We start from the raw sequence: 12,724 nt of genomic DNA, 5'->3' as shown, positions 1-12,724 counted from the left end.
GAACGAACCCCGATGACATTCAAGACTTCCTTGCTGCTGGCACTCGCAGCGGCATCTGTCCTTCCCGCCGTCCCCCTCGCCCAGGAAACGACCGCGTCCGCATGGGCCAATTTGCAGGACATACATCTCGACGTCATTCCCCGCACCGACGATGAACGCCACCGGGTTGCCGCTGTCACCGCGCCTCCAAAGGACTTCTCCGCACCCTGGACGTTCGAGGAAAACGCCGGGGGGGCGCAGACGGTCCGCGCCCGGCAGACGCCCGACGCCTTTTCCCAGCCCGCCGAGAACCTGACTTTCGAACAGGAACTCGATTTCCGCGTCGGCAACGGCCTCTTCCGGCGGCTCTGGGTTTCTCCCCCGGCATCGACGATCGCATCCGACGGCCTCGGCCCGCTCTACAATGCCCGCTCCTGCCAGCGCTGCCATCTGAAAGACGGGCGCGGCCATCCTCCCGAAGGACCCGAGGACAGCGCGGTTTCCATGTTCCTGCGCGTCTCGGTGCCCGCGTCAGCCCCGCAGGACATCGAACGTTTCATAGCCGGGACCCACGCCACCAGCCCCGAGCCGACCTATGGCAGCCAGCTGCAGGATTTCAGCCTGCCGGGCCACGTCCCGGAATACCGACTTCAGGTCACTTACGAAGAGATCGAGATCCCGCTCTCGGGCGGCGAGACCGCCACCCTGCGACAGCCCAGCTATGACGCGGTTGATCTGGGTTACGGTCCGCTGGCCGAGGACGCCATGCTTAGCCCTCGGGTCGCGCCGCAGATGATCGGCATGGGCCTGCTGGAGGCGATCCCGACCGCCGACATCCTCAGCCGCGCCGATCCGGACGACAGCGACGGGGACGGCATTTCCGGACGACCCCAGGTGGTCTGGTCCGACGTCCATGATCAACCCATGCTGGGCCGTTTCGGGCTCAAGGCCGGCAATCCGACCGTGCTCGAGCAGAGCGCCAGCGCCTTCGCCGGCGATATCGGCATTTCCAACCCGATCCATCGTGCCGGCGCGGGTGAATGCACCGATGCGCAGACCGACTGTACCGCCGCCCGGCACGGCGGTGACCCCGAACAGGGCGGGCTCGAGATCGACCAGACCGGGCTGGACCTCGTTGCCTTCTACAGCCGGACGCTGGGCGTTCCGGCACGGCGCGATGTGGACGACCCGGAGGTTCTGCGCGGGCGCAAGGTTTTCTTCGATGCGGGATGCGCATCCTGCCACCAGCCCAATTTCGTCACGCATCGTCTGGACGGCGATAACCCGGCCAGTTTTCAGTTGATCTGGCCCTACACGGACTTGCTTTTGCATGATATGGGTCCCGGGCTGGCCGATGATCGTCCCGAAGGCCGCGCCGACGGCCAGGAATGGCGCACAGCGCCGCTCTGGGGAATCGGCCTGACCGAGACTGTGTCCGGCCGCAGCACGTTCTTGCATGACGGGCGGGCACGGTCGCTGCTGGAAGCCGTCCTGTGGCATGACGGCGAGGCGCGCGCCGCCCGTGACAAGGTGGCGGAAATGCCGCCCCGGGACCGCGCGGCGCTGATCCGCTTTCTGGAGAGCCTATGAAATACCTGTCCGCCCTGATCCTCAGCTTCGGTCTTGCGGCCGCACCGGCCCATGCCGGGGTCGATGACGCCCTCGAACAGCACATTCTGCCGGGACTGGAACGATTTGCCGAGGCATCGGAACAACTTGCCGAGACGGCCGAAAACGATTGCCTGGCGGATGCGTTGCGCCCCGCTTTCCAGGACACGTTCGACGCGTGGATGCCGATTTCGGATCTCCGCATCGGGCCGTCCGAAACAGGCGCCCTGTCGGTCGGCTTCTGGCCCGATCCGCGCGGCTTCACCCAGCGCGCCCTGAATGGCCTGATCTCCGACGAGGATCCGGTCGCGCACGACCCGGACGCCTATGCCGACGTCTCGATCGCGGCACGCGGATTGTTCGCGCTGGACATGCTGCTCTACGATCCGGATTTCTCGGACTACACCGCACAGAGCTACACATGCGCCCTCGTGACCACGATCGCGGTCGATCTCGGAAGGCAGGCCGAGGCGCTTCAGTCCGCCTGGGAAACGGAGTTTGCCCCGGTACTGCGAACGGCAGGAGAGGCCGGCAACACGACCTACATGACCGACGCCGAGGCGAAGCGGGCGATCTTCACCCAAGTCCTGTCATCGTTGGAGTTCACGTCCGGAAAACGACTGAGTCTGCCAATGGGAGATTTCGACCGGCCGCGCCCCGCGCTGGCCGAGGCGCGGCGCTCGGGCCGGTCCCTGCGCAACGTACGGCTTGCGGTTGGCGGTGCCGTCGATCTTGCCCGCGCCCTGGCCGACCGTGATCTGCCCCGCACCGAAGCCGCCCGCGCGCATTTCAGAAAAACCGCGGATCACATTGAAGACCCCGCCTTGGGCGATGTCGCGACACCGCAGGGCCGGTTGCGGGTCGAGGTGCTTCAGCAGGCCGTGGATACCCTGCACGACACCATTGCAAGCGAGGTCGGTGAACCGCTGGGCATCGCGCCCGGCTTCAATGCCCACGACGGAGACTGACCATGCCGACCACCCGCCGAGGATTCCTAGCAAGCCTGCTGGCCGCCGGCAGCGTCCCCCATCTTGGCTGGGCCGCGGCCGGCAATCCGCATTTCCTGGCAGCAGCCAGGCAACCAGATGGCCATTTCGCGCTATACGGCTTGACAGATGCCGCCGAAGTCGCGTTCCGCATCCCCCTGCCCGCCCGCGGACATGCCGGGGCCGGACATCCGCACCGGGCCGAGGCCGTCGCCTTCGCCCGCCGTCCCGGCAGCTTCGCCCTGGTGATCGACTGCGCGCGCGGCGATGTCGTCCACCGGCTGACCCCGCCCGAGGCGCGACAGTTCAATGGCCATGGCGTGTTTGCCGAAGGCGGCGCGCTGCTCTTCACCAGTGAACAAGCCAGCGATACGAGCGAAGGCTACATCGGCATCTGGGACGCCAGCGCGGAATACCATCGCATCGGCGAATTTCCGACCGGCGGGATAGGCCCGCATGATCTGCGCCTCATGCCGGATGGCGCCACTCTGGTGGTCGCCAATGGCGGGATTGCCACCGATCCCACAGACCGGACCAAGCTGAACGTCGACACGATGCGGCCTAATCTGAGCTACCTGTCACTCGGTGGCGCGTTGCTTGAACAAGTCGCACTTTCAGACGACCTGCACCAGAATTCTATCCGTCACCTTGCCATTCGCGCCGACGGGCTGGTGGGCTTCGCGATGCAGTGGGAAGGCCTGCCCGACAGCGCCACGCCGCTTCTCGGCCTGCATCGGCGCGGCAGCACTCCGGTCCTCGCGTCTGCCCCGCTTGCGGATGAACTGGCCATGCAAGGATACGCCGGCAGTATCGCATTTCGAGGCGACGGGCAGGAGATTGCCATCACTTCGCCGCGGGGCGGCAGGCTGCATCGTTTCAACGACGACGGAGACTTCCGTGGCGCCCTGTCCCGCGCCGATATCTGCGGGCTCGCGACCCGTGGCGCGGGCTATCTCGCCAGCGACGGGCTGGGCGGTCTGATCGGCATCGGTCCGGACGGCCCGCGTGCGCTCGACCGAATCGACTGCGCCTGGGACAATCATATCGTGGCGCTTTAACGCGCGCCTTAGAACATCACGCGCGGCAGCCATGTCGCCAGTGACGGCCAAATCCAGACAACCGCCACACCCACGGCCTGCAACCCGATAAACGGCATCACCCCGCGATAGATATGGCCCGTCGTGATCTCCGGCGGCGCCGCGCCGCGCAGATAGAACAGCGAAAAGCCGAAAGGCGGGGTCAGGAACGAGGTCTGCAGGTTGATCGCCAGAATGATCCCCAGCCAGATCGGGTCATGCCCGAGCAGGATCAGCGAGGGCGTCACCAGCGGCAGCACGATCACCGAGATTTCCACGAAATCCAGGAAGAAGCCCATGAAAAAAACGATGATCATCGTCACGATCAACGCTCCCGTCGCCCCGCCCGGCAGGTTGGCCAGCCAATAGGCCACCCGGTCCTCTCCGCCCAGACCGATGAAGACGAGCGAGAACATGCCCGCGGCCAGGATCGTGGCAAAGATCATCGCCGTCATGGTCATGGTCGAGGTGACCGCATCATGCGCCACCCGCTCCGCCAGCACATTGCGCAGCGCCGCCAGCACGCCGATCAGCCCCAGCACCGCCAGCGCGATGTAGATCCCACCCGCCACGTAGGACCCGGCACCAAGATCCCCCCGCTGCAACCGCACCGGAAAGACACCCGCCGCGATGGCCAGCGCGATCAGCGCGGCGGCCGAAATCAGGATCAGGTCACGCATCCGTCCCAGCCGCGCGCCCGACATCAAGAGCGCCCCCACGGCGCCCACGGCGGCGGCCTCGGTCGGCGTCGCCAATCCGCCCAGGATTGACCCCAACACGGCAAAGATCAGCAGCACAGGCGGCACGATGGCCCCCAGCACTTCGCGCCCGGTAGGCTTGGACATGGTGGCATCCGCGGGCGGCATGTCCTGCGGCCGCAACGCACCGCGCACCAGCACGTAGATCAGGTACAGCGACACCAGCACCAGCCCGGGGATCAATGCCGCGGCAAAGAACTGCCCCACCGAGAGCGCCTCGACCGAGAACTTGCCCTGCTCGTACTGCGCTTGCTGATAGGCGTTCGACATCACGTCGGCGAGGATGATCAGCAGGGTCGACGGCGGAATGATCTGCCCCAGCGTGCCCGCCGTACAGACGATCCCGGCCGACACGCTCGGATTATATCCCGACCGCAGCATTGTCGGCAGCGCGATCATACCCATCGCCACCACCGTCGCACCCACGATCCCGGTCGACGCCGCCAACAGCGCCCCCACCAGGATCACGGAAATGCCAAGCCCGCCGCGCAGTGATCCGCAGGCGCGCCCCATCGTGTCCAGCAACTCCTCGGCGATGCGGCTTTTCTCCAGCAACGCCCCCATCAGCACGAACAGCGGTATGGCGATAAGGACCTGGTTCGAAATCAGCCCGAACACCCTTTGCCCGAACGCCCCCAACAGCGAGATATCCATCGCGCCCAGACCCCATCCCAGATAGGCGAACAGGACCGCGATTCCGGCGATACTGAAGGCCACCGGAAAACCCGAGAGTATCGCCATCACCAGCGCCGCGAACATCAGAAGGTCGAGATACTCCGTCACGCCCGCTCCTCCCCGGTGATCAACCGCAAGAGGATTGCCACCGATTGGAGAGCGACCAGCACGCAGAACACCGGGATCAGCGATTTCAGCAGGAACACCGCCTCGATCCCGCCCACCGAAATGGGCCCTTCAAGAATTTTCCACGAATTGCGCACCGACGGCCAGGACCACCACAGCAGCGCCGCCATCGACGGCAGCAGCAGGAAGAGGTGCCCGGCCATGTCGATCCACCGCCGCGTGGCGGGCGCGGCCTTGGCATAGAAGATGTCGACCCGCACATGTTTGTCGACCAGCAGGGTGTAACCGGCCGCCAGCATGAACAGCGTGGCGTGAAGGTACAGAACGCTTTCCTGCACCCAGATCGAATTGACGCCGAAAACATAGCGCCCGACGACGATGCCGAACTGCACCAACACCATCAGCAGCGCGAACCACCGCAATACCGACGCGATACCGCGATTGATCCCGTCGATGATCCCTGCCAGTGCCAGCATGTCCCGGCCTTCCCTGCCCCTTTGGTCGTGGCGCGCGAGGCTGTCCCCCGCGCGCCCGCGTCATCAGTAGCCCATCACCGCGGCACGGGCATTCATCTGACCGTTATCGGCATAGGTCATGTAGGCCCCGATGCTGTCGCGATAGGCGACGAAGCTTTCGGTGATCCGCTTGACCAGCTCGTCGCTGTCCTCGCGCAACTCGGCGATCACTTCCTTGGCGGCCTCGCCCATGGCGTCGATCACCTCCTGCGGGAACTTCCGCACCTGCACGCCGTCTTCCTCGACCAGCTTCTTCAGCGAGGCCGCATGCTTGGTGGTGTATTCCGTCCAGACCGGGTTGTAGAGGCTTTCGCAGGCCACCGACACCGCTTCTTTCAGGTCGTCGGGCAGCGCGCCGAACACCTCGGCATTCACACCGCATTCCTCGGCCGAGGACGGCTCACCCACCCCGGGCCAGTAATAGTTCTTGGCGACCTGCTGATAGCCCAGCGCGCTGTCGGTCCACGGCCCGATGAACTCGCCCGCGTCCAGTGCGCCGGTCTGCAACGCCTGGAACATGTCCGGCCCGCCCATGGCCTCGGCCGCCATGCCCAGCTTGGCGCACATCTCGGAGGCAAGGCCGGTCGTGCGGAACTTCAGCCCCTTCAGATCCTCGACCGAGTTGATCTCATTACGGAACCAGCCGCCCCATTGCGGGCCGGAGTTGCCGCACAGGAACGGCTTGATGCCGAACTGGCCGTACATCTCGTCGTAAAGCGCCTGCCCGCCCCCGTGGTAAAGCCAACCCACCTGCTCATCCGCGCGCAACCCGAAAGGCTGCGAGCCGAACAGCAGGATGCCCTTGGATTTCGAACCCCAATAGGCCGGCACCGCATGATATAGTTCCGCCGTTCCTTCGCTGACGGCATCGAACACGCCGCGCCCCGGCACCAGTTCGCCCGCCGCGAACAGCTTTACCTCGATCCGCCCGCCCGACAGCGTGGTGATCCGGTCGGCCAGCATCTGCGCGGCCACACCGGGGCCAGGCAGGTTCTTGGGCCAAGCGGTCACCATCTTCCATTGCTGCACGTCCTGCGCGATGGCCGGGGTGGCCAGCGGCGCGGCGGCAGTGCCCACGGCGGCGGTCGTCAGGAATTTGCGTCTGTCCATTACTTCTCTCCTTGTTGGTCAGTGGTTTATCGTTTGTGTCGAAAGCCTAGGCCTTGCCTTCCAGCCCGTCTTCGGCTGCGCCCGTCGCATTCGGAATGCGCATCTCGAAGACATCCTTGATGCAAGTGTAGTCGTAATATCCCATCCGCGCGATCGGCTGGATTTTCGGAATGTCCAGCTTGCCCTCGGGCGTCAGAACTGCGTCGTCGACATGAATTCGGGCAACCTGCCCAAAAACTACGTCGACCCAGCCTGCGTTGCTGTCGCCACGCAAGCGATGCGTCGAAAGATACCTGCATTCGAAATGCGCCGGGCTCTCGGCTACGCGAATTCCCGGCGCGTCGATGCAGGCCGCGCGCGTGACACCCGCCGCATCGAATTCGTCATCCTCGGGTGGCACGGCCATGGCCGAAATGTTGACCGCCTCGCGCAACGCATAGGTCGCCATGTTCCACACGAACCAGCCCGTCTGTTCAGCGTTGATCACCGTGTCCTTGCGCCGCCCGTCGGGGTACTGGTTGGCCGCGAACATCACCATCGGCGGATCGAAGGTCAGGTTCTGCCACTGGCTGTAGGGGGCAAGGTTGTGCACGCCGTCCACGCTGACCGTCGATAGCCATCCGATGGGCCGCGGCACCGTGCAGCTCTTGAAAGGCGAAAACGGCAGCGGGCAGTCTTCCTGTCCGGGAGCGTAGTGCATTCCTCAGTTCCCCAGGATGCCTGGCAGGCGCAAGCCATGATCCTTCGCGCAGTCGATCGCACTCTCGTAACCCGCATCGGCATGACGCCACACGCCCGAGGCCGGGTCGTTCCACAGCACCCGCTCCAGCCGCTTGGCGGCCGCGTCGGTGCCATCGGCCACGATCACAACGCCCGCGTGCTGGCTGAAACCCATGCCAACGCCGCCGCCGTGATGCAGGCTGACCCAGGTCGCGCCGCTCGCCGTGTTCACCAGCGCGTTCAGCAAGGGCCAGTCGCTCACTGCGTCCGATCCGTCCTTCATCGCTTCCGTCTCGCGGTTCGGGCTGGCGACCGACCCGCTGTCGAGGTGGTCCCGCCCGATGACCACAGGCGCCTTCAACTCGCCACTGGCCACCATCTCGTTGAACTTCAGCCCCGCCCGATGCCGGTCGCCCAACCCGATCCAGCAAATCCGCGCCGGCAGCCCCTGGAACGAAATCCGCTCGCGCGCCATGTCCAGCCACGTGTGCAGCTTCTCGTTCTCGGGGAACAGCTCCTTCATCGCCTGGTCGGTCTTGTAGATATCCTCCGGATCGCCCGACAGCGCGCACCAGCGGAACGGCCCGATCCCCTTGCAAAACAAGGGCCGGATGTAGGCGGGCACGAAACCCGGGAAGGCAAAGGCATTCTCCAGCCCCTCCTCCTGCGCCACCTGCCGGATGTTGTTGCCATAGTCCAGCGTCGGCACCCCGTCGTTCCAGAAATCCACCATCGCCTGCACATGCACCTTCATCGACGCGCGCGAGGCCTTTTCGACCGCCTTGGGGTCGCTCTCCCGCTTGTCGCGCCACTCGGCCATGCTCCACCCCTGCGGCAGGTAGCCGTTCACCGGGTCATGCGCGCTGGTCTGGTCGGTCACGATATCGGGGCGCACGCCGCGCTTGTGGATCTCGGGAAAGATATCCGCCGCATTGCCCAGCAAGGCCACCGATTTGGCCTCGCCCGCCTTGGTCCAGCGGTCGATCATTTCCAGCGCCTCATCAAGGCTGTCGGTCTTCTCGTCCACATACCGCGTGCGCAGACGGAAATCGATGCTGTCGGGATTGCATTCCACCGCAAGACAGCACGCCCCAGCCATGACCGCGGCCAGCGGCTGTGCCCCGCCCATGCCGCCCAAGCCGCCGGTCAGGATCCACTTGCCGGTCAGGTCTCCGTCGTAGTGCTGACGCCCCGCCTCGGCAAAGGTCTCGTAGGTGCCCTGAACGATGCCCTGGCTTCCGATATAGATCCACGATCCGGCCGTCATCTGGCCGTACATCATCAGGCCCTTCTTATCGAGCTCGTTGAAATGGTCCCAGTTGGCCCAATGTGGCACGATATTGGAATTGGCGATCAGAACGCGCGGCGCGTCGGCGTGGGTCTTGACGATGGCCACCGGCTTGCCCGACTGCACCACCAGCGTCTCGTCATCCTCGAGGTCCTTCAGCCCGGCAACGATCCGGTCGAAATCGTCCCAGGTCCGCGCCGCACGCCCGATGCCACCATAGACCACCAGCTCATGCGGGTTCTCGGCCACGTCCGGATGCAGGTTGTTCATCAGCATCCGCATCGCGGCCTCGGCCTGCCAGCTTTTGGCGGTGATCTCGGTACCGGTGGGCGGGTAGATGTCACGCAGGTTATGGCGGGGATTGGTCATTCGGGCCTCCAACGGATCAGGTCGTCTAGAATGGTTTTCAGATGCGGGCGCAGGCGGTCCGCGCGGTCGGGCGCATAGTCCCAGGGCGGGGTTTCCTGCATATAGGTGGACTGCGCCAGCTCCATCTGGATCGCGTGCAGGCCGTCGCCAGGCTGCCCGTAATGCCGCGTTGTCCAGCCGCCCTTGAAACGCCCGTTCAGGATGGCGCTGTATCCTTGGGCCGCCTCGCACCTACGATACACGCTATCCTGGATCGACGCAGCGCAGGTGCGGCCCTCATCGGTGCCCACGTTGAAATCCGGCAGAACGCCCTCGAACAGAAAGGGAATTTCCGACCGGATCGAGTGGCAGTCATAAAGCACCGCGAACCCGTGAATGTCCCGCACACGCTCCAGCTCCGCCGCCAGCGCCGCGTGATAGGGCGCATGATACGCCTCGCGCCGCCGCGCGATCTCGGCCTTGTCGGGTGCGGCGCCCTCCTTCCAGATCGGCTGACCGTCAAAGTCCGTCACCGGGCACAGCGACGTGGTGTTCTGGCCGGGATAAAGGCTCGCGCCCTCCGGGTCGCGATTCACATCAATGACATAGCGGTGGATGGTGGTGCGCACCGTGGTCGCATCGCCCACCAGCCCGGCGTAAAGCGCGTGAATGTGCCAGTCCGTATCGGCCAGTGCCAGCCCGGTCTCGTTCAGGCCCTCGGCCACGTCGGGCGGAACATCCGTTCCCGTATGCGGCAGCCCCAATACCAGCGGGCTCTGCCCGCGCGTCACCTCGAGAAAACTCACAGCGAGACCTCCACGCCAGTCTCAAAGGCCAGCGCGTCGTCGCGCACCAGCGCCGCGGCCTTTTCCATGTCCGGCGCCATAAGTCTGTCCTCTTTCAAGGCCGGCACCACAGCCCGGATCACCCCCAGCGCATTGGTCAGCGCCGGTGAGGTCACCAGCGGCGCCCGCGCCTCGATCCCTTGCGTTGCGCACAGCGCCTCGACGCCCAGGATCATCGACAGGTTCGCGTTCATCCGGCGCAGCCGCCGTGCACCATGGGCGGCCATGCTGACGTGATCCTCCTGGTTGGCCGAGGTCGGCGTGCTGTCGGTCGAACATGGGTTCGCCAGATGCTTGTTCTCGCTCATCAGCGCCGCCGTGGTGACCTCGGCAATCATGAAGCCCGAGTTCAGCCCCGGCGCGGGCGTCAGGAAAGGCGGCAGGTCGTGGCTCAATGCCGGGTCCACCATCAACGCCACGCGCCGCTGCGCGATGGCTCCGATCTCCGACAATGCCAGCGCGATCTGGTCGGCGGCAAAGGCCACCGGCTCGGCGTGGAAATTCCCGCCCGAAACGATCCCCGCCTCGATCACCAGCGGATTGTCCGTGACGGCATTCGCCTCTATCTCCAGCGTTGTCGCGGCAAAGCGCAACAGGTCCAGCGCCGCGCCCGCCACCTGCGGCTGGCAGCGAATGCAATAGGGGTCCTGCACCCGGCTGTCGCCTTCGCGGTGGCTTTCGCGGATCTCGCTGCCCGTCATCAAGGCCGACATCGCGGTGGCCACGTCGATCTGCCCTCTGTGGCCGCGCAAGCTGTGGATTTCCGGCTGCAATGGCTGGGTCGAGCCCATGATGGCATCCGTCGACAGCGCCGACGTCACGACCGACGCCCTCAGCGCCCGCACGCCGTCGAACAGCGCCGCCAATGCGCAGGCGGTCGAAAACTGCGTGCCGTTGATCAGCGCCAGCCCTTCCTTGGGGCCCAGCACCACGGGTGTCAGCCCGGCCTGCTCCAACGCCTCGCCCGCTGGCATCCGTACACCGTGCAGTAGCGCGTCGCCCTCGCCGATCATCGCAGCGGCCATATGCGCCAGCGGCGCAAGGTCGCCCGACGCGCCCACCGACCCCTGTGACGGGATCACGGGCACGACGCCTTTCGCCAGCATCCCCTCGATCAGCGCACAAATCTCCCACCGCACGCCCGAGGCACCCCGCCCCAGCGACAAAAGCTTCAGCGCCATCATCAGGCACGTGGTCTCGGGCTCCAGCACTTCGCCCACGCCGCAGCAATGGCTGAGGATCAGGTTGCGCTGCAACGTCTCGACATCCTCGGGCGGAATGCGCACCGAGGCCAGCTTGCCGAAGCCCGTATTCACCCCGTAAACCGGCACGTCCCCACGCGCCGCCGCAGCGACCTGCCCCGCTGCCGCCTCGATCGCCGGTCGCGCATCGGGCGCCAGAACCGCCGCCGTACCGTCGCGCCACATCCGCTCCAGCGTGTCCAGCCGGGTCTCTCCCGGCACCAGCGTCAAGGTCATGCCCGCCCTCCGAAGATTCGTTTGAAGAGCGGGTTCACCCCGATGCGATAGCTCAGCTCCGCCGGCTCCTCGACATCCCAGATGGCGAGGTCCGCCCGCATCCCCGGCGCGATCTCGCCCCGGTCATAGAGCCCCAGCGCCTGCGCCGCATGGTGCGTTGTGCCCGCCAGCGCCTCGGCCGGGGTCAGACCGAACAGCGTGCAGGCCATATTCATCGCCAAAAGGACCGAGCCCATCGGCGACGACCCGGGGTTCCAGTCCGTCGCCACCGCCATCGGCACGCCATGGGCGCGGAACGCCACCACGGGCGGCTTTTGCGTCTCGTGCAGCGTATAGAACGCACCGGGCAACAGCACCGCAACGCTGCCCGCTTCGGCCAGCGCCCTGGCATCGGCCTCATCGGCATATTCCACGTGATCCGCCGACAAAGCGCCGTACCGCGCTGCCAGCCTGGTGCCGCCGATATTGCTCAGCTGCTCGGCATGCAGCTTGACCGGCAGGCCCAGCGCCGCGGCCTTGTCGAATACCCGCGCGATCTGCGCGGTGTCGAACGCGATCCCTTCGCAGAAGCCGTCCACCGCATCGACCAACCCCTCGGCATGGGCCGCCTCCAGCGCGGGCAGGCAGACCTCGTCGACATAGCTGTCAGCATCCGCGCCCTTGGGCACTGCATGCGCGCCCAGAAACGAAGTCACCACCCGCACCGGACGTGCCTCGCCCACCGCGCGCGCCACCCGCAGCATCTTCAGTTCCGTTTCGATATCAAGGCCATAACCCGACTTGATCTCGATCGTCGTGACACCCTCGGCGATCAGCGCGTCGGCGCGGCGCAACGCCTGCGCCAGCAACAGATCCTCATTCGCCTCCCGCGTCGCCGTCACGGTCGAGACGATCCCGCCCCCGGCGCGCGCCACCTCCTCATAGCTCGCCCCCTCAAGGCGCATCTCGAACTCGCGGGCGCGATTGCCGCCATGCACAATGTGGGTGTGACAATCGATCAGACCGGGCGTCAGAAGCCGCCCTCCGGCGTCGAGCACCTGCGCGCCTTGTGGCACCTCGCCAATCTCGGCCATCGGCCCGACCCAGTCGATCCGCTCGCCCTGCACCCGCAGCGCCGCATCCCGCATCAGGCCGTATCCGTCTTCGGAGCCGTCCATGCAGGCGATGGTGGCATTGGTGATCGTCAGATGATCGGTCATTCTTCCCTCCTTG

General features: G+C 65.8%; 11 protein-coding genes. 3 read left to right on the top strand and 8 right to left on the bottom strand.

Annotated elements, in window-relative coordinates:
• The first annotated feature begins 12 nt into the window (after window positions 1-12).
• From ACQY4V_RS04990 to ACQY4V_RS04980, 3 genes are read left to right on the top strand one after another with little or no spacing between them, the layout of a single operon-like run.
• The gene (locus ACQY4V_RS04990) at window positions 13-1,569 is read left to right on the top strand and encodes a di-heme oxidoredictase family protein (RefSeq protein WP_428515790.1); all 1,557 of its coding nucleotides are present in this window, start codon (window positions 13-15) and stop codon (window positions 1,567-1,569) included.
• The gene (locus ACQY4V_RS04985; protein ID WP_428515789.1) at window positions 1,566-2,555 is read left to right on the top strand and encodes an imelysin family protein; all 990 of its coding nucleotides are present in this window, start codon (window positions 1,566-1,568) and stop codon (window positions 2,553-2,555) included. The genes ACQY4V_RS04990 and ACQY4V_RS04985 overlap by 4 nt, the downstream gene beginning before the upstream one ends.
• A gap of 2 nt (window positions 2,556-2,557) precedes the next feature.
• The gene (locus tag ACQY4V_RS04980; protein WP_428515788.1) at window positions 2,558-3,631 is read left to right on the top strand and encodes a DUF1513 domain-containing protein; all 1,074 of its coding nucleotides are present in this window, start codon (window positions 2,558-2,560) and stop codon (window positions 3,629-3,631) included.
• Window positions 3,632-3,639: 8 nt separating this feature from the next.
• On the opposite strand, the gene ACQY4V_RS04975 is transcribed toward ACQY4V_RS04980, so the two are convergent.
• From ACQY4V_RS04975 to hutI, 8 genes are all read right to left on the bottom strand, one after another.
• Window positions 3,640-5,190 carry a TRAP transporter large permease gene (locus ACQY4V_RS04975; RefSeq protein WP_428515787.1) on the bottom strand — a complete coding sequence of 517 codons (1,551 nt, stop codon included), beginning with the start codon at window positions 5,188-5,190 and terminating at the stop codon, window positions 3,640-3,642.
• A complete protein-coding gene (locus tag ACQY4V_RS04970) occupies window positions 5,187-5,684 on the bottom strand; it encodes a TRAP transporter small permease subunit (RefSeq protein ID WP_428515786.1) in 498 nt (165 codons plus the stop codon). Before ACQY4V_RS04970 ends, ACQY4V_RS04975 begins: the two co-directional genes overlap by 4 nt.
• A gap of 63 nt (window positions 5,685-5,747) precedes the next feature.
• Window positions 5,748-6,833 carry a TRAP transporter substrate-binding protein gene (locus ACQY4V_RS04965; protein ID WP_428515785.1) on the bottom strand — a complete coding sequence of 362 codons (1,086 nt, stop codon included), beginning with the start codon at window positions 6,831-6,833 and terminating at the stop codon, window positions 5,748-5,750.
• 46 nt (window positions 6,834-6,879) lie between these two features.
• Complete coding sequence (locus ACQY4V_RS04960; RefSeq protein WP_428515784.1) at window positions 6,880-7,533, bottom strand: flavin reductase family protein; 654 nt, start codon at window positions 7,531-7,533, stop codon at window positions 6,880-6,882.
• A 3-nt stretch (window positions 7,534-7,536) separates the two neighbouring features.
• Entirely contained in the window at window positions 7,537-9,210 is a 1,674-nt protein-coding gene (hutU, locus tag ACQY4V_RS04955; protein WP_428515783.1) for a urocanate hydratase, read from the bottom strand.
• Window positions 9,207-9,995: an N-formylglutamate deformylase gene (gene hutG, locus ACQY4V_RS04950; RefSeq protein WP_428515782.1), complete on the bottom strand. Its 789-nt coding sequence runs from the start codon at window positions 9,993-9,995 to the stop codon at window positions 9,207-9,209. The genes hutU and hutG overlap by 4 nt, the downstream gene beginning before the upstream one ends.
• Complete coding sequence (hutH, locus tag ACQY4V_RS04945; protein ID WP_428515781.1) at window positions 9,992-11,512, bottom strand: histidine ammonia-lyase; 1,521 nt, start codon at window positions 11,510-11,512, stop codon at window positions 9,992-9,994. Before hutH ends, hutG begins: the two co-directional genes overlap by 4 nt.
• Complete coding sequence (hutI, locus tag ACQY4V_RS04940) at window positions 11,509-12,711, bottom strand: imidazolonepropionase (protein WP_428515780.1); 1,203 nt, start codon at window positions 12,709-12,711, stop codon at window positions 11,509-11,511. The genes hutH and hutI overlap by 4 nt, the downstream gene beginning before the upstream one ends.
• Window positions 12,712-12,724: the final 13 nt, after the last annotated feature.

The sequence above is a fragment of the Roseovarius sp. genome (assembly GCF_965277045.1).
GTDB lineage: Bacteria > Pseudomonadota > Alphaproteobacteria > Rhodobacterales > Rhodobacteraceae > Roseovarius.
This window is presented reverse-complemented; position numbering and strand designations above follow the sequence as displayed.

Bases quoted from the DNA above. Each gene is read 5' to 3' on its own strand.
- hutI (WP_428515780.1), bottom strand. From the start codon at position 12,711: ATGACCGATCATCTGACGATCACCAATGCCACCATCGCCTGCATGGAC.
- hutH (WP_428515781.1), bottom strand. From the start codon at position 11,512: ATGACCTTGACGCTGGTGCCGGGAGAGACCCGGCTGGACACGCTGGAG.
- ACQY4V_RS04965 (WP_428515785.1), bottom strand. From the start codon at position 6,833: ATGGACAGACGCAAATTCCTGACGACCGCCGCCGTGGGCACTGCCGCC.
- ACQY4V_RS04960 (WP_428515784.1), bottom strand. From the start codon at position 7,533: ATGCACTACGCTCCCGGACAGGAAGACTGCCCGCTGCCGTTTTCGCCT.
- ACQY4V_RS04990 (WP_428515790.1), top strand. From the start codon at position 13: ATGACATTCAAGACTTCCTTGCTGCTGGCACTCGCAGCGGCATCTGTC.
- ACQY4V_RS04970 (WP_428515786.1), bottom strand. From the start codon at position 5,684: ATGCTGGCACTGGCAGGGATCATCGACGGGATCAATCGCGGTATCGCG.
- hutU (WP_428515783.1), bottom strand. From the start codon at position 9,210: ATGACCAATCCCCGCCATAACCTGCGTGACATCTACCCGCCCACCGGT.
- ACQY4V_RS04980 (WP_428515788.1), top strand. From the start codon at position 2,558: ATGCCGACCACCCGCCGAGGATTCCTAGCAAGCCTGCTGGCCGCCGGC.
- ACQY4V_RS04985 (WP_428515789.1), top strand. From the start codon at position 1,566: ATGAAATACCTGTCCGCCCTGATCCTCAGCTTCGGTCTTGCGGCCGCA.